18 protein-coding genes and 2 tRNA genes are annotated in these 19,392 nt (G+C 41.0%); 18 read left to right on the forward strand and 2 right to left on the reverse strand.

The genetic code is table 11. The annotated features are described in order from the left end of the window. Positions 1–45: 45 nt before the first annotated feature. From NML69_RS05740 to NML69_RS05800, 13 genes are all read left to right on the forward strand, one after another. Positions 46–126 (forward strand) — tRNA-Tyr (locus tag NML69_RS05740). A gap of 8 nt (positions 127–134) precedes the next feature. Next, positions 135–206: transfer RNA gene (locus tag NML69_RS05745), tRNA-Gln, on the forward strand. Between the two features lie 164 nt (positions 207–370). Then, entirely contained in the window at positions 371–1,573 is a 1,203-nt protein-coding gene (gene rpsA, locus NML69_RS05750) for a 30S ribosomal protein S1 (RefSeq protein WP_001001617.1), read from the forward strand. 82 nt (positions 1,574–1,655) lie between these two features. Next, positions 1,656–2,153 carry a GAF domain-containing protein gene (locus NML69_RS05755; RefSeq protein WP_254725608.1) on the forward strand — a complete coding sequence of 166 codons (498 nt, stop codon included), beginning with the start codon at positions 1,656–1,658 and terminating at the stop codon, positions 2,151–2,153. Continuing rightward, on the forward strand, positions 2,153–3,811 hold the full coding sequence (gene dnaX / locus NML69_RS05760) for a DNA polymerase III subunit gamma/tau (RefSeq protein WP_254725610.1): 1,659 nt from the start codon (positions 2,153–2,155) through the stop codon (positions 3,809–3,811). Before NML69_RS05755 ends, dnaX begins: the two co-directional genes overlap by 1 nt. Positions 3,812–3,838: 27 nt before the next feature. After that, the gene (locus NML69_RS05765; RefSeq protein WP_198459511.1) at positions 3,839–4,033 is read left to right on the forward strand and encodes a DUF3272 family protein; all 195 of its coding nucleotides are present in this window, start codon (positions 3,839–3,841) and stop codon (positions 4,031–4,033) included. 151 nt (positions 4,034–4,184) lie between these two features. Next, the gene (gene sufC / locus NML69_RS05770) at positions 4,185–4,955 is read left to right on the forward strand and encodes a Fe-S cluster assembly ATPase SufC (protein WP_000114489.1); all 771 of its coding nucleotides are present in this window, start codon (positions 4,185–4,187) and stop codon (positions 4,953–4,955) included. Between the two features lie 27 nt (positions 4,956–4,982). After that, a complete protein-coding gene (gene sufD, locus NML69_RS05775) occupies positions 4,983–6,245 on the forward strand; it encodes a Fe-S cluster assembly protein SufD (RefSeq protein ID WP_198459512.1) in 1,263 nt (420 codons plus the stop codon). Between the two features lie 10 nt (positions 6,246–6,255). Then, positions 6,256–7,482, forward strand: coding sequence for a cysteine desulfurase (locus NML69_RS05780; protein ID WP_084944577.1), 1,227 nt, complete (start codon positions 6,256–6,258; stop codon positions 7,480–7,482). Next, positions 7,469–7,909, forward strand: coding sequence for a Fe-S cluster assembly sulfur transfer protein SufU (gene sufU / locus NML69_RS05785; protein WP_057487172.1), 441 nt, complete (start codon positions 7,469–7,471; stop codon positions 7,907–7,909). Before NML69_RS05780 ends, sufU begins: the two co-directional genes overlap by 14 nt. Before the next feature lie 57 nt (positions 7,910–7,966). After that, on the forward strand, positions 7,967–9,379 hold the full coding sequence (gene sufB / locus NML69_RS05790; protein ID WP_084849775.1) for a Fe-S cluster assembly protein SufB: 1,413 nt from the start codon (positions 7,967–7,969) through the stop codon (positions 9,377–9,379). A 19-nt stretch (positions 9,380–9,398) separates the two neighbouring features. Continuing rightward, a complete protein-coding gene (locus NML69_RS05795) occupies positions 9,399–9,968 on the forward strand; it encodes a hypothetical protein (RefSeq protein ID WP_084859819.1) in 570 nt (189 codons plus the stop codon). A 211-nt stretch (positions 9,969–10,179) separates the two neighbouring features. Further along, a complete protein-coding gene (locus NML69_RS05800; RefSeq protein ID WP_254725612.1) occupies positions 10,180–11,577 on the forward strand; it encodes an APC family permease in 1,398 nt (465 codons plus the stop codon). Between the two features lie 22 nt (positions 11,578–11,599). On the opposite strand, the gene NML69_RS05805 is transcribed toward NML69_RS05800, so the two are convergent. After that, on the reverse strand, positions 11,600–12,448 hold the full coding sequence (locus NML69_RS05805; protein WP_000619788.1) for a YitT family protein: 849 nt from the start codon (positions 12,446–12,448) through the stop codon (positions 11,600–11,602). A 141-nt stretch (positions 12,449–12,589) separates the two neighbouring features. Between NML69_RS05805 and NML69_RS05810 the strand changes: the two genes are divergently transcribed. Together NML69_RS05810 and NML69_RS05815 are read left to right on the forward strand one after the other, a co-directional pair. Further along, positions 12,590–13,426, forward strand: coding sequence for a DegV family protein (locus tag NML69_RS05810; protein WP_000195456.1), 837 nt, complete (start codon positions 12,590–12,592; stop codon positions 13,424–13,426). A 107-nt stretch (positions 13,427–13,533) separates the two neighbouring features. After that, positions 13,534–13,809, forward strand: coding sequence for an HU family DNA-binding protein (locus NML69_RS05815; protein ID WP_001284636.1), 276 nt, complete (start codon positions 13,534–13,536; stop codon positions 13,807–13,809). Positions 13,810–13,929: 120 nt separating this feature from the next. On the opposite strand, the gene NML69_RS05820 is transcribed toward NML69_RS05815, so the two are convergent. Next, entirely contained in the window at positions 13,930–14,916 is a 987-nt protein-coding gene (locus NML69_RS05820) for an L-lactate dehydrogenase (RefSeq protein WP_000204722.1), read from the reverse strand. 193 nt (positions 14,917–15,109) lie between these two features. Here NML69_RS05820 and gyrA point away from each other — a divergent pair, with 193 nt between their 5' ends. The 3 genes from gyrA to NML69_RS05835 all read left to right on the forward strand — a co-directional run bounded on the left by gyrA (position 15,110) and on the right by NML69_RS05835 (position 19,329). Continuing rightward, positions 15,110–17,578, forward strand: coding sequence for a DNA gyrase subunit A (gene gyrA / locus NML69_RS05825; RefSeq protein WP_247931038.1), 2,469 nt, complete (start codon positions 15,110–15,112; stop codon positions 17,576–17,578). Then, complete coding sequence (locus NML69_RS05830; protein WP_049518810.1) at positions 17,578–18,333, forward strand: class A sortase; 756 nt, start codon at positions 17,578–17,580, stop codon at positions 18,331–18,333. Before gyrA ends, NML69_RS05830 begins: the two co-directional genes overlap by 1 nt. 198 nt (positions 18,334–18,531) lie before the next feature. After that, on the forward strand, positions 18,532–19,329 hold the full coding sequence (locus tag NML69_RS05835; RefSeq protein ID WP_000254787.1) for a formate/nitrite transporter family protein: 798 nt from the start codon (positions 18,532–18,534) through the stop codon (positions 19,327–19,329). The last annotated feature ends 63 nt before the right edge of the window (positions 19,330–19,392 follow it).

Raw genomic sequence — 19,392 nt, forward strand, 5'->3', positions numbered from 1 at the left:
TGTTTTATTGAAAATTTCATGATATAATAGTTCTCGTTAAACATTGGAGAGATAGCGAAGAGGCTAAACGCGGCGGACTGTAAATCCGCTCCTTCGGGTTCGGGGGTTCGAATCCCTCTCTCTCCATTTATCAATGGGGTATAGCCAAGCGGTAAGGCAAGGGACTTTGACTCCCTCATGCGTTGGTTCGAATCCAGCTACCCCAGTTCTTAGGTAATAAATTCAAGATAAAAAGAAAAATATCTTAGGGTATTTTATTTTTATAATTGAAAGACGTGAACGATATGAACATGTCTTAGCGGGTGCTTAGGAAAAAAATTATAAGTATGTCAAGTTTTTGAAAAAACTTGATTGTTGGAGGATTTTTTAGATGAACGAATTTGAAGATTTGCTAAATAGCGTTAGCCAAGTTGAGCCTGGTGATGTTGTTAGTGCTGAAGTATTGACAGTTGATGCGACTCAAGCTAACGTTGCAATCTCTGGGACTGGTGTTGAAGGTGTCTTGACTCTTCGCGAATTGACAAACGATCGCGATGCAGATATCAATGACTTTGTGAAAGTAGGAGAAGTATTGGATGTTCTTGTACTTCGTCAAGTAGTTGGTAAAGATACTGATACAGTTACATACCTTGTATCTAAAAAACGCCTTGAAGCTCGCAAAGCATGGGACAAACTTGTTGGACGCGAAGAAGAAGTTGTTACTGTTAAAGGAACTCGTGCCGTTAAAGGTGGACTTTCAGTAGAATTTGAAGGTGTTCGTGGATTTATCCCAGCTTCAATGTTGGATACTCGTTTCGTACGTAACACTGAGCGTTTCGTAGGTCAAGAATTTGATGCTAAAATCAAGGAAGTTGATCCTAAAGAAAACCGCTTCATCCTTTCACGTCGTGAAGTTGTTGAAGCAGCTACTGCAGCAGCTCGTGCTGAAGTATTCGGTAAATTAGCTGTTGGTGATGTCGTAACTGGTAAAGTTGCTCGTATCACTAGCTTTGGTGCTTTCATCGACCTTGGTGGTGTTGATGGATTGGTTCACTTGACTGAATTGTCACACGAACGTAACGTATCACCTAAATCAGTTGTAACTGTTGGTGAAGAAATCGAAGTGAAGATCCTTGATCTTAACGAAGAAGAAGGACGCGTATCACTTTCACTTAAAGCAACAACACCTGGACCATGGGATGGTGTTGAGCAAAAATTGGCTAAAGGTGATGTAGTAGAAGGAACAGTTAAACGTTTGACTGACTTTGGTGCATTTGTTGAAGTATTGCCAGGTATCGATGGACTTGTTCACGTATCACAAATTTCTCACAAACGTATCGAAAATCCAAAAGAAGCTCTTACTGTTGGTCAAGAAGTTACTGTTAAAGTACTTGATGTTAACGCTGATGCAGAACGTGTATCACTTTCTATCAAAGCTCTTGAAGAACGTCCAGCTCAAGAAGAAGGACAAAAAGAAGAAAAACGCGCTGCTCGTCCACGTCGTCCAAAACGTCAAGAAAAACGTGATTTCGAACTTCCAGAAACACAAACAGGATTCTCAATGGCTGACTTGTTCGGTGATATCGAACTTTAATCAAATTGATAATCGCAAAATCCTTTGTTTAAAACAAGGGATTTTTCTTTTGTCTCTTTCTCATTTTTGATATAATAGTTCTATGTTAGATTCAGAAAAACAATCACAATATCAAATGTTAAATGAGGAACTCTCTTATTTACTAGAAGGTGAGACCAATGTTCTTGCCAATCTTTCGAATGCTAGTGCCCTCTTAAAATCTCGCTTTCCGAATACTGTATTTGCAGGATTTTATCTGTTTGATGGTAGCGAGTTGGTTTTAGGTCCTTTTCAGGGTGGTGTTTCGTGCATTCGTATTCCGCTTGGAAAAGGAGTATGTGGAGAAGCTGCTGAGTTTCAAGAGACTGTTTTAGTAGGCGATGTGAGCACCTATCCAAACTACATTTCTTGTGATAGTATGGCAAAGAGTGAAATCGTAGTTCCCATGCTCAAGAATGGTCGATTGCTGGGTGTCTTAGACCTGGATTCTTCACTTATTGATGATTACAATGCTGTTGACCGTGATTACTTGGAACAATTTGTCGCTATTTTGCTTGAGAAGACAGAATGGGACTTTACAATGTTTGAGGAGAAAGCCTAATGTATCAAGCACTTTATCGAAAATATAGAAGTCAAACTTTTTCACAACTAGTAGGTCAAGAAGTTGTGGCTAAAACCCTAAAACAAGCGGTCGAGCAGGAAAAGATTAGTCATGCTTATCTTTTCTCGGGTCCTCGTGGAACTGGGAAGACCAGTGTAGCCAAGATTTTTGCCAAGGCCATGAACTGCCCAAATCAAGTGGACGGAGAACCATGTAATAACTGCTATATCTGCCAGGCAGTGACAGAAGGTAGCCTAGAAGATGTTATTGAAATGGATGCGGCTTCAAATAATGGAGTTGATGAGATCCGTGAAATTCGTGACAAATCTACCTATGCACCTAGCTTAGCACGTTACAAGGTCTATATTATTGACGAGGTCCATATGCTGTCTACGGGAGCCTTCAATGCGCTTTTGAAGACTCTTGAGGAGCCAACTCAGAATGTTGTCTTTATCTTGGCGACAACTGAATTGCATAAGATTCCTGCAACCATTTTATCGCGTGTTCAACGTTTTGAGTTCAAATCAATTAAAACTCAAGATATCAAGGAGCATATTCATCATATTTTAGAAAAAGAAAATATCAGTTCTGAACCAGAGGCTGTGGAAATAATTGCTAGACGGGCTGAAGGTGGAATGCGGGATGCCTTGTCTATTCTGGATCAAGCCTTGAGTTTGACGCAAGGGAATGCTTTAACGACAGCTATTTCTGAGGAGATTACAGGCACTATTAGTCTATCAGCTCTAGATGACTATGTGGCCGCCTTGGCCCAACAGGATGTCCCAAAAGCGCTCGATTCTTTGAATCTTTTGTTTGAAAATGGCAAGAGCATGACTCGTTTTGTGACAGATCTCTTGCAGTATTTGCGGGATCTACTGGTTGTTCAGACAGGTGGCAAAAATACTCATCATAGTCCAGTTTTTATAGACAATCTAGCTCTTTCTCAGGAAAGTCTCTTTGAAATGATTCGAATAGCGACTGTGAGCTTGACGGATATGAAAGCTAGCCTGCAACCTAAGATTTATGCTGAGATGATGACCATTCGTTTAGCTGAGATTAAGCCTGAACCAGTACTTTCAAAAGCTGTTGAAAGTGAAATTTCTGCACTGAAACAGGAAGTCGCTCGTCTCAAACAAGAGCTTGATAATGTAGGAACAGCTCCTAAACAAGTGGCGCCAGTCCCTAGCCGTCCAGCCACTTCCAAGACAGTCTATCGAGTAGACCGTAATAAAGTTCAGGCTATCCTACAAGAAGCTGTTGAAAATCCTGATTTGGCACGGCAAAACTTGATTCGCCTACAGAATGCGTGGGGAGAAGTGATTGAAAGTTTAGCTGGACCTGATAAGGCTCTTCTCGTAGGTTCTCAACCAGTTGCAGCCAACGAACACCATGCAATTTTAGCTTTTGAGTCTAATTTCAATGCTGGGCAAACCATGAAACGGGATAACCTCAATACCATGTTTGGCAATATTCTTAGCCAAGCGGCTGGATTTTCACCTGAAATCCTGGCAATTTCCCTTGAGGAATGGAAAGAGGTTCGTGCAGTATTTTCAGCTAGAAACAAGTCTTCTCAAGCAGATCAAGAGATAGAAGAAGGAAGTCTGATTCCAGAGGGATTTGAATTTCTGGCTGATAAAGTCATGGTCGAAGAAGACTAAAAGTGGATTTCATGGTACAATAATCCTATGACTAGACAACAATTTATCGTGATAGCACTATTTACTGCTGCTGAGACTTATTTTTTCAATGAAGCTTGGATGACGGGTCGCTATTTCATGGCAGCCTTTTGGGCCATTCTACTTTTTCGAAATTTTAGGTTAAGTTATGTAATGGGGAAATTAGTAGATGCCATTGATCAGCACCTAAACCGTAAGGATTAGTCACTAGCTTCTAAACAAAATCAAAGCCTTTTAGGCTTTTTTTTGTTATACTAGTAGAGTATATTTATGGACCTTTTCTTGTATTTTTTGAGAAATGTAAGTGATTTCTCTAAGGATAAAGGAAGTAGGCCAGAAAAAGAAAGGAACTATCATGTCAGTATTAGAGATCAAAGATCTTCACGTTGAGATTGAAGGAAAAGAAATTTTGAAAGGGGTCAATCTGACTCTGAAAACAGGAGAAATCGCAGCTATCATGGGACCAAATGGTACTGGTAAATCGACTCTTTCTGCAGCTATCATGGGAAACCCTAACTATGAGGTTACAAAAGGGGAGGTCTTGTTTGATGGCGTAAATATCCTTGAATTGGAAGTGGACGAGCGTGCGCGTATGGGTCTTTTCCTTGCTATGCAGTACCCATCAGAAATCCCAGGAATTACTAACGCAGAGTTTCTTCGTGCAGCCATGAATGCTGGTAAAGAAGATGATGAAAAGATTTCAGTTCGTGAGTTTATCACTAAACTAGACGAGAAAATGGAATTGCTCAATATGAAAGAAGAAATGGCTGAGCGTTACCTTAACGAAGGTTTCTCTGGTGGTGAGAAAAAACGTAATGAAATTCTTCAACTCTTGATGTTGGAACCTACATTTGCCCTTTTGGATGAGATTGACTCAGGTCTTGATATTGATGCCCTTAAAGTCGTATCGAAAGGTGTGAATGCTATGCGTGGTGAAGGTTTTGGTGCTATGATTATCACTCACTACCAACGTCTTTTGAACTACATCACACCTGATGTGGTACATGTGATGATGGAAGGTCGTGTGGTCCTTTCTGGAGGTCCAGAATTAGCAGCCCGTTTGGAACGTGAAGGATACGCAAAACTAGCTGAAGAACTTGGCTACGACTACAAGGAAGAATTGTAATTCCCTCGTATCTTTTAGGAGAAGTAAATGACTAAAGAAAATATTAAACTTTTTTCAGAAACGCACGCTGAACCAAGCTGGTTGTCAGACCTCCGTCAAAAAGCTTTTGATAAGATTGAGAGTTTGGAATTACCAGTTATCGAGCGTGTCAAATTTCACCGTTGGAATCTGGGGGATGGAACCATCACAGAAAGTGAGCCTTCAGCAAATGTTCCTGACTTCACGGCTCTAGATAATCACTTGAAGTTGGTGCAAGTAGGAACGCAGACTGTTTTTGAGCAAACTCCAGTTGAGTTAGCTGAACAAGGAGTAGTCTTTACAGACTTTCACTCAGCTTTAGAAGAAATTCCAGAACTTATCGAGGAATTCTTCATGTCATCAGTTAAGTATGATGACGACAAGTTGGCAGCCTACCATACAGCTTATTTCAACAGTGGTGCTGTTCTCTACATTCCTGATAACGTAGAAATCTCAGAGCCAATCGAAGGTATTTTCTACCAAGACAGCGATAGTGATGTGCCATTTAACAAGCATATCCTTATCATTGCTGGTAAAAACAGTAAGATAAGCTATCTTGAACGTCTAGAGTCACGTGGTGGAGGTAGTGCAAAAGCAACTGCCAATATCACAGTTGAAGTGATTGCACGTTCAGGTGCGCAAGTGAAGTTTGCGGCTATTGACCGTTTAGGTGAAAATGTTACTGCCTATATTAGTCGTCGTGGTAAATTAGGTAACGATGCAAGTATTGACTGGGCGATTGGTGTCATGAACGAAGGAAACGTTGTTGCGGATTTTGATAGCGACTTGATTGGTAACGGTAGCCATGCTGACCTGAAAGTCGTAGCTCTTTCAAGTGGTCGTCAGGTGCAAGGGATTGACACTCGTGTAACCAACTATGGCTGCAACTCAATCGGAAATATCCTCCAACATGGGGTTATCCTTGAAAAAGCAACTTTGACCTTCAACGGTATCGGCCACATCATCAAGGGTGCTAAGGGAGCAGATGCCCAACAAGAAAGTCGTGTTCTTATGCTTTCAGACCAGGCGCGTTCAGATGCCAATCCAATTCTTTTGATTGACGAAAATGACGTTACTGCAGGTCACGCGGCTTCTATCGGACAAGTTGATCCAGAAGACATGTACTACCTTATGAGCCGTGGCTTGGACAAAGCAACAGCAGAGCGTTTGGTTGTTCGTGGTTTCCTTGGTTCTGTTATCGTGGAGATTCCAGTCAAGGAAGTTCGTGATGAAATGATTGCAACCATCGAAGAAAAATTGTCAAAACGCTAAGGGGAAGCCTATGTTAGATGTAGAAGCGATTCGCAAGGATTTTCCGATTTTAGACCAGATCGTTAACGATGAACCGTTGGTCTATTTGGACAATGCTGCGACGACACAAAAACCACTAGCAGTTCTGGAAACGATTAACCGCTATTATGAGCAGGACAATGCAAATGTTCATCGTGGGGTTCATACCTTGGCGGAGCGGGCGACAGCTTCCTATGAGGCGGCTCGTGAAACCATTCGTAAGTTTATCAATGCAGGCTCTACAAAGGAAGTTCTCTTTACCAGAGGAACGACAACCAGCCTTAACTGGGTGGCACGCTTTGCTGAGGAAATTCTTACTGAGGGAGACCAGGTCTTGATTTCTGTCATGGAACACCATTCCAATATCATTCCTTGGCAGGAGGCCTGTCGCAAGACTGGAGCAGAGCTTGTCTATGTTTATCTCAAGGACGGGGCTCTGGATATGGAGGATTTGCGAGCTAAATTGACGGGCAAGGTCAAGTTCGTTTCTCTAGCTCACGCCTCCAATGTTCTTGGTGTGGTCAATCCGATCAAGGAAATCACTCAAATGGCACATAAAGTTGGTGCTATTATGGTGGTGGATGGAGCTCAGTCTACACCTCATATGAAGATTGATGTCCAGGACTTGGATGTGGACTTCTTTGCCTTTTCAGGTCACAAGATGGCTGGTCCGACTGGTATCGGTGTTCTTTATGGCAAGGAAAAATATCTCAATCAAATGTCTCCAGTAGAATTTGGCGGCGAGATGATTGATTTTGTCTACGAGCAATCTGCTAGTTGGAAGGAATTGCCATGGAAATTTGAGGCTGGAACGCCAAATATGGCAGGAGCTATTGGACTTGCGACTGCAGTTGATTATCTGGAAAAGATTGGTATGGATGCCATTGAAGCGCATGAACAGGAATTGATTGCGTACGTCTATCCAAAACTGCAGGCAATTGAGGGATTGACCATTTACGGTTCGCAGGACTTGGCTCAACGTTCAGGTGTTATTGCCTTTAACCTAGGCGATCTTCATCCTCACGATCTTGCGACGGCCCTGGATTATGAGGGAGTGGCTGTTCGTGCTGGTCACCATTGTGCGCAACCCTTGCTTCAGTATTTGGAAGTCCCAGCAACAGCTCGTGCAAGTTTTTATATCTACAATACCAAGGCAGATTGCGACAAACTAGTCGATGCCCTACAAAAGACAAAGGAGTTTTTCAATGGCACTTTCTAAACTAGATAGCCTTTATATGGCAGTGGTAGCAGACCATTCGAAAAATCCACATCACCAAGGGAAGTTAGAAGATGCTGAGCAAATCAGTCTCAATAATCCAACCTGCGGGGATGTTATCAACCTCTCTGTCAAGTTTGATGCAGAGGATCGTTTAGAGGATATTGCTTTTCTAAACTCGGGTTGTACCATCTCAACTGCCTCTGCTAGTATGATGACAGATGCTGTTTTGGGCAAGACTAAGCAAGAAATCCTAGAACTTGCGACTATTTTTTCTGAAATGGTTCAAGGTCAAAAGGATGAGCGTCAAGACCAACTTGGAGACGCGGCATTCTTATCAGGTGTTGCCAAATTCCCGCAACGAATCAAGTGTGCAACTCTAGCTTGGAACGCCTTGAAGAAAACAATTGAAAATCAAGAAAATCAGTAAGACAAGTTTCTTTTGTCTTATGAATCAGTAGAAATGAAGAATGAAAGAAAGGATATTATGGCTGAAGAAAGAGTAGAACCAAAACCAATTGATCTTGGTGAATATAAATTTGGTTTCCATGACGATGTAGAGCCTGTCCTATCGACAGGAAAAGGATTGAACGAAGAAGTCATTCGCGAATTATCAGCTGCTAAGGGAGAACCTGAGTGGATGTTAGAATTCCGTTTGAAGTCTTATGAAACCTTCAAAAAAATGCCTATGCAAACCTGGGGAGCAGACTTGTCAGAGATTGACTTTGATGATTTGATCTACTACCAAAAACCATCTGACAAACCAGCCCGTTCTTGGGATGAAGTTCCTGAAAAAATTAAAGAGACCTTTGAACGTATCGGGATTCCAGAAGCTGAACGTGCTTATCTAGCAGGTGCCTCTGCCCAGTACGAGTCAGAAGTGGTTTACCACAACATGAAGGAAGAGTTTGAGAAGTTAGGAATTATCTTTACAGATACAGATTCTGCCCTCAAGGAATACCCAGACTTGTTTAAACAATACTTTGCGAAGTTGGTACCACCGACAGATAACAAGTTGGCAGCCCTCAACTCAGCAGTATGGTCGGGTGGAACCTTTATCTACGTACCAAAAGGTGTCAAGGTAGATATTCCACTTCAAACTTACTTCCGTATCAACAACGAAAATACAGGTCAGTTCGAACGTACCTTGATTATCGTTGATGAGGGAGCAAGTGTCCACTACGTAGAAGGATGTACAGCACCAACTTATTCAAGCAACAGCTTGCACGCTGCCATTGTAGAAATTTTCGCTTTAGACGGAGCTTATATGCGTTATACAACCATCCAAAACTGGTCTGATAATGTCTATAACTTGGTAACAAAACGTGCGAAAGCTTTGAAAGATGCGACTGTTGAGTGGATTGATGGAAACTTGGGTGCAAAAACGACTATGAAATATCCATCTGTTTATCTAGATGGAGAAGGGGCGCGTGGTACTATGCTCTCTATCGCCTTTGCTAATGCAGGGCAACACCAAGATACGGGTGCCAAGATGATCCACAACGCTCCACATACAAGCTCGTCTATCGTGTCAAAATCCATCGCTAAAGGCGGAGGAAAGGTGGACTACCGTGGACAAGTGACCTTTAACAAGAACTCTAAGAAATCTGTTTCTCACATCGAGTGTGATACCATTATCATGGATGACTTATCAGCGTCAGATACTATTCCATTTAATGAAATTCACAATTCGCAAGTTGCTTTGGAGCACGAAGCCAAGGTATCCAAGATTTCAGAGGAACAACTCTACTATCTCATGAGTCGTGGATTGTCAGAATCTGAGGCAACCGAGATGATTGTCATGGGATTTGTCGAACCCTTCACTAAAGAGCTTCCAATGGAATATGCAGTTGAGCTGAACCGCTTGATTAGCTATGAAATGGAAGGATCTGTCGGATAAAACCCAAAAGGAGAAGCAAATGGGATTCTTAAAAAAATTATTTGGTAATGTTGAAAAAGCGAATAAAGGCGAAATTTCTGCCGAGGAAATTATTCCACCTTTTACAGTTGATTTAGTAGAAGAAGCAGATGATTATTGGCGACAAATGGAACAAAACCTCTTGATAAACGCTGTAAAAGCTGCTGGTGGTCCTGAGGCGGTAGAACGTGCTTTTGTTCTTGCTAATTTTAAGGATAATCAAGAAACCTTTGAGCTCTTTTATCAGGTAAATGGTCAACTTCTTTCATGGAGAGAGATGGATGCGACTGTAGTTGATAAAATCAGCAATCAACTCCTTCCACAAGCACCAGGTGTGGCACGTGCAGTTAATGAGAATTATGAAGAAGCGAAGGTTCCAGTAATCGAGTACGCTATGCTTCAGTTTGAAACTGCAACCATGGCTTGGTTTGGTCGGAAGCTGACAACAGCTTCTCCAGAAGCAGAATTGACTTTTGAAGAATTGGTATCAGGTTGGCGCGCTATTTTGGAACAAGAAGTTCCAAACCGTCCTTTAGATAGTGACCGTCCGTTCCCTTACTTTGAAGTTTAAAATCCCGAATCCCCAAAACCTTTCAATGGAGTGTACTGTTGAGCTTAATCGCTTGATGAGTAACTAATTGAAACAATCAGTGGGTAAAAATGCAAATTCTGAACAGGAATCCTTTCTGTTCAGAATTTTTTTCAAATAAGTACCTAATAAATATTCACAAAAATACTTTTATATGGTAAAATAAAACAATTACATTTAGTGGAGATGAAGTATGAATATTTTTAGAACCAAGGATGTTAGTCTGAGACAGACAGAGATGCATCGCCATTTGAAATTGTGGGATTTGATTCTTCTAGGGATTGGTGCCATGGTGGGGACAGGGATTTTCACCATTACCGGAACAGCAGCGGCTACCCTAGCTGGTCCATCACTAGTGATTTCCATTGTGATTTCTGCCCTGTGTGTTTCTCTATCAGCCCTCTTTTTCGCAGAATTTGCCTCTCGTGTGCCTGCTACTGGTGGTGCTTATAGTTACCTCTATGCGATTCTAGGAGAATTGCCAGCCTGGATTGCTGGCTGGTTGACCATTATGGAATTCATGACGGCTGTTTCAGGTGTGGCGTCTGGCTGGGCAGCTTACTTTAAGGGATTGCTCAGTAATTATGGTATCTCCATGCCGCAAGCCTTGAATGGAACCTTTAATCCTGAACAGGGAACCTATATCGATCTTCTGCCTATTTTAGTACTGACGTTGGTAACGGGATTGGTTTTATTAAATTCTAAGGCAGCTTTGAGATTTAATTCGCTTTTAGTGGTCTTGAAATTCTCTGCTCTAGCCTTATTTATCCTAGTTGGTATTTGGTACATCAAACCTGAAAATTGGTCGAATTTTGCTCCTTTTGGCTTTGGCCAGATTTATGGAGGAAGCACTGGGATTATGGCAGGTGCATCTTTGATGTTTTTTGGGTTTCTCGGATTTGAGTCTATTTCCATGGCAGTTGATGAAATTCAAAGTCCGCAAAAAAATATTCCCCGCGGAATCGTCCTTTCTTTGACAATCGTCACCATTCTCTATGCTTTGGTAACCTTAGTATTGACAGGAATTGTTCACTACAGTAAGCTCAATGTGGACGACGCAGTAGCATTTTCATTACGGAGTATTGGTATCGGCTGGGCAGCCAATTATGTTTCGCTTGTAGCCATTCTAACCCTTATAACCGTATGTATCTCCATGACTTACGCTTTGTCTCGGATGATTTATAGCTTAGCACGTGATGGACTTTTACCCCAAAGTTTCAAACAATTAAGCAAGACTAGTCGTGTTCCTAAAAATGCGACTCTCTTAACAGGAGTTGTTTCAGCCATTGCTGCAGGAGTGTTTCCTCTAGCTAGTATTGCAGCCTTCTTAAATATTTGTACGCTAGCTTATCTGATTTTGCTAGCCTACGGAATTATAAAACTCAGAAAGGATAAGGGGATGCCAAAAGAGGGAGAGTTTAAAACTCCCTTGGTGCCACTTTTGCCAATCCTTTCCATTCTTATCTGTCTTTCCTTTATGCTTCAATATAGTCTAGATACCTGGATTGCCTTTGGTATTGCTCTTGTAGTTGGTCTAGTCATTTACTTTACTTACGGGTTCCGCCATTCAACCCTCGCAGAAGAAGAATAAAAGCTGGGAATTCCCAGCTTTTTTAATCTTTCACATAAGTAAATCCTTCACCCAGAATTTCATGAGCCTCAGTGATGGTGATAAAGGCTTGAGGATCAATTTTGTGAATCATATCTTTCATTTTAACGATTTCGTTTCGACCGACGATACAGTAGATAATTTTTAAATCCTTTTTGCTGTAGTATCCTTGACCAGATATAAAGGTAACGCCACGTCCGAGTTCATCGTTAATCTCTTTGGCCAATTGATCAGGATATTGGGTAATAATCATAAATCCTTTACCACCATAACCTCCTTCGCCTATCAAGTCGATAACACGAGCGATGATAAAGTCAAACAAGAGGGTATAGGTAACTAGACGAAGGTCCTGGAAGATAATCAAAATCAACATCAGGATAAAAAAGTCAATCCCAAAGAGCAATTTACCAATCGAAATATTAGTGTATTTGTTGAGGATACGGGCAACGATATCAGAGCCACCAGTGGTTCCACCAGCATTAAAGATAATTCCTAAACCAACCCCTAGTAAGACTCCTGAGACTAAAGCGACAATGATGAGATCCCCTTGCAAGTCGATGTGCAAAGGAATGCGCTCAAAGATTGCTAGCCAAACGGAAAGTGAAATAGATCCTAGAAGGCTGGAGTAGAGGGTCTTAGGTCCAAATATCTTCCAAGCCAGGATAAATAAAGGGATATTAATCAAGAGGTTCATCAATGAGACAGGAATCTTAAAGAGATAGTAGGTAATCAAGGTAATACCTGTCGCCCCACCCTCAAATAAATGATAAGGAACAACAAAGTAGGTAAGACCAAAGGCATAGATAGCAGCTCCAAGAATAATAGTAATAATCGGTTGAAGTTTTCGAATCATGGCTGTTCCTCACTTTTCTATAGATAGATTATACCAAAAATTCAGTTCTTTTCATCGAATCACTTATGATTTTTTATCATTTTTTTGATATAATAAAGGAGAAAATCCCAATCCTATCAAGAAGAATAGAAAGATTGAATTATGACACAAGTAAAAATTGTAACGGACTCTTCTGTTACTATCGAACCAGAAGTAGTTAAAGAATTAAATATCACCGTTGTCCCTCTATCAGTTATGATTGATAGTGTTCTTTATTCGGATGCAGATTTGAAAGAGGGAGAATTCCTTCATCTTATGCAACAAAGTAAGAATCTGCCTAAAACAAGTCAGCCACCTGTAGGAGTGTTTGCTGAGGTCTTTGAAGAACTAGGTAAAGATGGCAGTCAAATTATCGCCATTCACATGTCCCATGCCTTGTCTGGAACTGTGGAAGCTGCTCGCCAAGGGGCAAGCCTCTCAACTGCTGATGTAACGGTTATTGATAGTTCTTTTACAGATCAAGCGATGAAGTTCCAAGTTGTTGAAGCCGCAAAACTTGCTAAAGAAGGTAAAGATTTAGAAACGATCTTGGCTCATGTAGAGGACGTCAAAAATCATACAGAACTCTATATCGGTGTTTCGACGCTAGAAAACTTAGTTAAGGGTGGTCGTATTGGACGTGTGACAGGATTACTAAGCTCACTCTTGAACATTCGTGTAGTAATGCAGATGAAGAACCACGAACTCCAACCAATCGCCAAAGGACGTGGAGCGAAAACTTTCAAAAAGTGGCTTGAAGAATTAACCAATACTCTTTCCCAAAAATCAGTTGCAGAAATTGGAATTTCCTATGCTGGAACGAACGAATGGGCGAATGAGATGAAGGCATTATTGCAACCTTATGTTGAGAAGCCAATCTCTGTATTGGAAACTGGCTCTATTATTCAAACTCATACTGGAGAGAATGCTTGGGCAATTCTAATTCGCTACAATTCCTAAAAAAATAGAGAAAAAATGGTCAAAATAGTGTTTTTGACTTGACCTATAGCCGATTTTAGGATATGATTATATTTGTTAATTAGAAATTATTTGGAGGATTTGTTAACATGGCAAACAAACAAGATTTGATCGCTAAAGTAGCAGAAGCTACAGAATTGACTAAGAAAGATTCAGCAGCAGCAGTTGACGCTGTATTTGCAGCAGTAACTGAATACCTTGCAGCTGGTGAAAAAGTTCAATTGATCGGTTTCGGTAACTTTGAAGTTCGTGAGCGTGCTGCACGTAAAGGTCGCAACCCACAAACTGGTAAAGAAATCAAAATCGCAGCTTCTAAAGTTCCAGCATTCAAAGCTGGTAAAGCTCTTAAAGACGCTGTTAAATAATGAATTTTCAAAAAGCCTATTGAATCAAGCTTTCTAGCTTGGTCAGTAGGCTTTTTTTATTGCTTTGGGGCATTTTTGGGGCAAAAAAAAAGGTTCCCATGTTTGAGAACCTTCTTTTCATTAGTTTTTAGAAGCTGCTTGGAATTCAGGGTTTTTCCATGCTTCATCAATGATAGCTTGCAATTCTTTAGCAGATGCTTGCATTTTTTGAGTTTCAGCATCGTTCAATGGGATGTTTACTGGACGAACGATACCGTGTGCACCAACAACAGCTGGTTGACCGATAAAGACGTTTTTAACACCGTATTGACCTTCTTGGAAGACTGAAAGTGGAAGTACTGCATTTTCGTCATCAAGGATTGCTTTTGTGATACGAGCAAGTGCTACTGCGATACCGTAGTATGTAGCTCCTTTTTTGTTAATGATTGTGTAAGCAGCGTCACGAACACCTTCGAACAATTCAATCAATTCAGCTTCTTGAACGTTTTGAGTATCTTTAAGGAATTCTTCTAGGTTTACACCAGCGATGTTAGCGTGTGACCAAACCGCAAATTCAGAATCTCCGTGTTCACCCATGATGTAGGCGTGAACTGAACGAGCATCAACATCTAATTTTTCAGCAAGCGCTTGACGGAAACGTGCTGAGTCAAGTGAAGTACCTGAACCGATAACACGTTCTTTAGGGAATCCAGAGAATTTCCAAGTTGAGTAAGTCAAAACGTCAACTGGGTTAGCTGCAACAAGGAAGATACCATCGAAACCTGATTCAACAACTTGTGTTACGATTGATTTGTTGATAGCCAAGTTTTTACCTACAAGGTCAAGACGAGTTTCACCTGGTTTTTGAGGAGCACCTGCAGTGATAACAACAAGATCAGCGTCTGCACAGTCAGAGTATTGAGCAGCGTAGATTTTTTTAGGTGAAGTGAAGGCAAGGGCGTGGCTAAGGTCAAGCGCATCACCAACAGCTTTTTCGTGCAATTGTGGAATTTCGATAATTCCAAGCTCTTGTGCAATTCCTTGGTTAACAAGTGCGAAAGCGTAAGATGAACCTACGGCACCGTCACCAACAAGGATCACTTTTTTGTGTTGTTTAGTTGAAGTCATTATCTAAACATCTCCTTCATTTTTTTTAGGGGAATCCCCAGACACTTTCATTCTATCACTTTTGAAAAGCTTTGTCACGAATATTCTATTCGGTTATCGATGTAAACGTTTTAGTGGTTTTCAAAGACTGAAATGAAGGACGAATTATGGTATAATATATCTAATTACTAATAGTGAAATGAGGCATTTATGAATGCAGGATAGAAATTTAGTGAATGTCAATCTGACAAAGGAGATGAAGACCAGCTTTATCGACTACGCCATGAGCGTTATCGTCGCGCGGGCCCTTCCTGATGTTCGAGATGGCTTAAAACCTGTTCACCGTCGTATTCTTTACGGAATGAATGAACTAGGTGTTACACCAGACAAACCTCATAAAAAATCAGCCCGTATTACAGGGGATGTTATGGGTAAATACCACCCACACGGAGATTCCTCTATTTACGAAGCCATGGTTCGTATGGCCCAGTGGTGGAGCTACCGTTACATGCTTGTTGATGGGCATGGAAACTTTGGTTCTATGGACGGGGATGGTGCAGCCGCGCAACGGTACACTGAGGCACGTATGAGCAAGATTGCTCTTGAAATGCTTCGTGATATCAATAAAAACACCGTTGATTTCGTAGATAACTACGATGCTAACGAACGTGAACCCTTGGTTTTGCCAGCTCGTTTTCCAAACCTTTTGGTCAATGGGGCAACTGGTATCGCTGTTGGGATGGCAACCAATATTCCACCTCACAACTTGGGTGAAACCATTGATGCAGTGAAGTTGGTTATGGATAATCCTGAAGTGACGACTAAGGACTTGATGGAAGTCTTGCCTGGTCCAGATTTTCCGACTGGTGCTCTTGTCATGGGAAAATCAGGTATCCATAAGGCTTATGAGACTGGTAAAGGTTCCATTGTCCTTCGTTCTCGTACAGAGATTGAAACCACTAAGACGGGTCGTGAGCGTATCGTTGTAACGGAATTCCCTTATATGGTTAATAAAACCAAGGTGCATGAGCATATTGTTCGCTTGGTTCAGGAAAAACGAATTGAGGGCATTACAGCTGTACGTGATGAGTCCAACCGTGAAGGCGTTCGCTTTGTAATCGAGGTTAAACGCGACGCGTCTGCCAACGTTATCCTTAACAACCTCTTCAAGATGACCCAGATGCAAACCAACTTTGGTTTCAACATGTTGGCGATTCAAAATGGTGTGCCAAAAATCTTGTCCCTTCGTCAAATTTTGGATGCTTATATCGAGCACCAAAAAGAAGTGGTTGTTCGCCGTACTCGTTTTGACAAGGAAAAAGCCGAAGCGCGTGCGCACATCTTAGAAGGTCTTTTAATCGCGCTAGACCATATTGATGAAGTGATTCGTATCATTCGTGCCAGTGAAACAGATGCGGAAGCGCAAGCTGAGTTGATGAGCAAGTTCAAGCTTTCTGAACGTCAAAGTCAAGCTATCCTTGATATGCGTCTTCGTCGTTTGACAGGATTGGAACGTGATAAGATTCAGTCTGAATATGATGAATTGATTGCCTTGATTGCAGATTTGGCTGATATTCTTGCCAAACCTGAGCGCGTGGCGCAAATCATCAAAGAGGAGCTAGACGAAGTCAAACGCAAGTTTGGTGACAAGCGTCGTACGGAGTTGATGATTGGAGAAGTCTTAACTCTTGAAGATGAAGATTTGATTGAAGAAACGGATGTCTTGATTACCCTATCTAACAAGGGTTATATCAAACGTTTGGACCAAGGTGAGTTCACCGCACAAAAACGTGGTGGCCGTGGAGTTCAAGGTACGGGTGTAAAGGATGATGACTTTGTGCGTGAGTTGGTTTCAACCAGCACCCATGATCATCTGCTCTTCTTTACCAATAAAGGACGCGTATACCGACTAAAAGGTTATGAAATCCCTGAATACGGTCGTACTGCTAAGGGCTTGCCAGTTGTCAATCTATTGAAGTTGGACGAAGGTGAGAGTATTCAGACCATCATCAACGTTGAGTCTGAACGTAGTGATGATGCCTATCTCTTCTTTACAACTCGTCACGGTATTGTGAAGAGAACCAGTGTCAAAGAGTTCGCTAATATTCGTCAAAATGGACTTAAAGCCTTGAATCTCAAGGACGAAGACGAATTGATTAATGTCTTGCTGACAGAAGAAGATACGGATATTATCATTGGTACCAAGTTTGGTTATGCTGTTCGCTTTAATCAATCAGCTGTTCGTGGTATGAGCCGTATCGCGACTGGTGTTCGAGGAGTCAATCTTCGTGAAGGGGACACAGTAGTTGGCGCTAGCGTGATTACAAACCAAGATGAGGTTCTTATTATCACTGAAAAAGGATACGGTAAACGTACACTTGCTACTGAATATCCTACTAAAGGCCGTGGTGGTAAAGGGATGAAGACAGCCAATGTTGCTGAGAAGAATGGCCCTCTGGCAGGTCTCCTCACTGTTAAGGGGGATGAAGACCTGATGATTATCACAGATACAGGTGTCATGATCCGTACAAATGTTGCCAATATTTCACAAACTGGACGCTCAACTATGGGAGTTAAGGTGATGCGTCTAGATCAGGATGCTAAGATTGTGACCTTTACAACGGTTGCTGCGGCAGAAAAAGAAGAAGTTGGGACTGAAATTGAAACAGAAGGTGCAGAATAATGTCTCATAAAAAAACGAAAAATAAAAAGAGTAAGAAAAATAAGCGCAGAAATCTATTTATCAATATTTTAGCGGGTTTCTTAATTCTTCTTTCCTTAGCCTTGATTTTTAATTCAAAGATTCGCGATATCTTTTTGGTCTGGAATACCAATAAATACCAAGTCAATCAAGTCACTAAGGAAAATATAGATGAAAATTTAAAATCCGAGGGAAATTTTGATTTTGACTCTGTTAAGTCTATTTCATCCGAAGCTGTATTGGCTTCACAATGGGATGCTCAGAAACTTCCTGTTATTGGAGGTATTGCTATTCCTGAAGTAGAGATTAACCTTCCTATTTTCAAAGGGTTGGACAATGTAAACTTGTTCTACGGAGCAGGGACCATGAAACCTGATCAAAAAATGGGAGAAGGGAACTATTCTCTAGCCAGTCACCATATCTTTACTGCTGAAAATGCCAGTCAAATGCTCTTCTCACCTTTGGTCAATGCCAAAGCAGGTATGAAAATTTACCTGACGGATAAGGATAAAGTTTATACTTATGAGATTACAGAAGTTAAACATGTCACACCTGACCGCGTAGATGAAATCGAAGATCGTGATGGCGTAAAGGAGATTACTTTGGTTACCTGTGTTGATTATAATGCGACCGAGCGTATAATCGTCAAAGGAATCTTTAAAGAATCAAAAGCTTATTCTGAGACTTCTGAGGATATTTTGAAGGCCTTTAATCAACCGTATAGACAACGTTATTAAGAATGAATGAACCAGTGAAGTGCTATTTCACTGGTTTTTATGTCAACAAAATAGGATCAAAATAGTTCTTATGAAAAAGGATAGGAAGGCTTAGGATAAAGATTTTTAAGATAAATATTTTAGAATTTTACAGAAAACGCTTTCTAGAAAACAAGAATTATGTTATAATTATCACAAATAAAAGTTTAGGAGTTTTTTATGGTCTCTTCAGAATTTATTTCAAAGATTGAATTTGCTTGCAAGAAGAAAGAAAGCCTTTATAGCCAAAGTAAGTTTAAGTATGCGATTCGTTCCATGTTTGCAGGTGCCTTTCTAACATTTAGTACGGCTGCAGGTGCAGTTGGGGCTGACTTGATTAATAAGATCGCTCCAGGTAGTGGACGTTTTCTCTTCCCATTTGTTTTTGCTTGGGGATTGGCCTACATTGTTTTCTTAAATGCTGAGCTGGTAACTTCAAATATGATGTTTTTGACAGCAGGTAGTTTCTTGAAGAAAATCTCTTGGAGAAAAACAGCTGAGATTTTACTTTACTGTACCTTGTTCAACCTTATCGGAGCTTTGATAGCAGGTTGGGGCTTTGCCCACTCAGCAGCCTATGCAAATCTAACACATGATAGCTTCATTTCAGGAGTTGTAGAGATGAAGTTAGGCCGTTCCAATGAGTTAGTCTTGCTTGAAGGTATTTTAGCCAATATCTTTGTAAACATTGCCATTCTTTCATTTGTTTTGGTGAAAGATGGTGGGGCCAAACTTTGGCTTGTTTTGTCAGCAATTTACATGTTTGTATTCTTAACAAACGAACACATTGCTGCGAACTTTGCTTCTTTTGCGATTGTTAAGTTTAGTGTTGCAGCAGATTCAATTGCTAATTTTGACATACCTAATATTCTTCGTCACTGGGGTGTAACCTTTGTCGGAAACTTTATCGGAGGAGGTCTCTTGATGGGCTTGCCATACGCCTTCCTCAATAAAAACGAAGATACTTATGTCGATTAAAAAACGGGCACGAGTTAATCGTGCTTTTTTGTTTGATATGTAAGACTAGTCATAGTTGTTCCT

The sequence above is a fragment of the Streptococcus sp. CF8-6 genome, from assembly GCF_024295845.1.
Classification (GTDB): domain Bacteria; phylum Bacillota; class Bacilli; order Lactobacillales; family Streptococcaceae; genus Streptococcus; species Streptococcus oralis_BO.

Bases quoted from the DNA above. Each gene is read 5' to 3' on its own strand.
- rpsA (WP_001001617.1), top strand. From the start codon at position 371: ATGAACGAATTTGAAGATTTGCTAAATAGCGTTAGCCAAGTTGAGCCT.
- NML69_RS05755 (WP_254725608.1), top strand. From the start codon at position 1,656: ATGTTAGATTCAGAAAAACAATCACAATATCAAATGTTAAATGAGGAA.
- dnaX (WP_254725610.1), top strand. From the start codon at position 2,153: ATGTATCAAGCACTTTATCGAAAATATAGAAGTCAAACTTTTTCACAA.
- NML69_RS05765 (WP_198459511.1), top strand. From the start codon at position 3,839: ATGACTAGACAACAATTTATCGTGATAGCACTATTTACTGCTGCTGAG.
- sufC (WP_000114489.1), top strand. From the start codon at position 4,185: ATGTCAGTATTAGAGATCAAAGATCTTCACGTTGAGATTGAAGGAAAA.
- sufD (WP_198459512.1), top strand. From the start codon at position 4,983: ATGACTAAAGAAAATATTAAACTTTTTTCAGAAACGCACGCTGAACCA.
- NML69_RS05780 (WP_084944577.1), top strand. From the start codon at position 6,256: ATGTTAGATGTAGAAGCGATTCGCAAGGATTTTCCGATTTTAGACCAG.
- sufU (WP_057487172.1), top strand. From the start codon at position 7,469: ATGGCACTTTCTAAACTAGATAGCCTTTATATGGCAGTGGTAGCAGAC.
- sufB (WP_084849775.1), top strand. From the start codon at position 7,967: ATGGCTGAAGAAAGAGTAGAACCAAAACCAATTGATCTTGGTGAATAT.
- NML69_RS05795 (WP_084859819.1), top strand. From the start codon at position 9,399: ATGGGATTCTTAAAAAAATTATTTGGTAATGTTGAAAAAGCGAATAAA.
- NML69_RS05800 (WP_254725612.1), top strand. From the start codon at position 10,180: ATGAATATTTTTAGAACCAAGGATGTTAGTCTGAGACAGACAGAGATG.
- NML69_RS05805 (WP_000619788.1), bottom strand. From the start codon at position 12,448: ATGATTCGAAAACTTCAACCGATTATTACTATTATTCTTGGAGCTGCT.
- NML69_RS05810 (WP_000195456.1), top strand. From the start codon at position 12,590: ATGACACAAGTAAAAATTGTAACGGACTCTTCTGTTACTATCGAACCA.
- NML69_RS05815 (WP_001284636.1), top strand. From the start codon at position 13,534: ATGGCAAACAAACAAGATTTGATCGCTAAAGTAGCAGAAGCTACAGAA.
- NML69_RS05820 (WP_000204722.1), bottom strand. From the start codon at position 14,916: ATGACTTCAACTAAACAACACAAAAAAGTGATCCTTGTTGGTGACGGT.
- gyrA (WP_247931038.1), top strand. From the start codon at position 15,110: ATGCAGGATAGAAATTTAGTGAATGTCAATCTGACAAAGGAGATGAAG.
- NML69_RS05830 (WP_049518810.1), top strand. From the start codon at position 17,578: ATGTCTCATAAAAAAACGAAAAATAAAAAGAGTAAGAAAAATAAGCGC.
- NML69_RS05835 (WP_000254787.1), top strand. From the start codon at position 18,532: ATGGTCTCTTCAGAATTTATTTCAAAGATTGAATTTGCTTGCAAGAAG.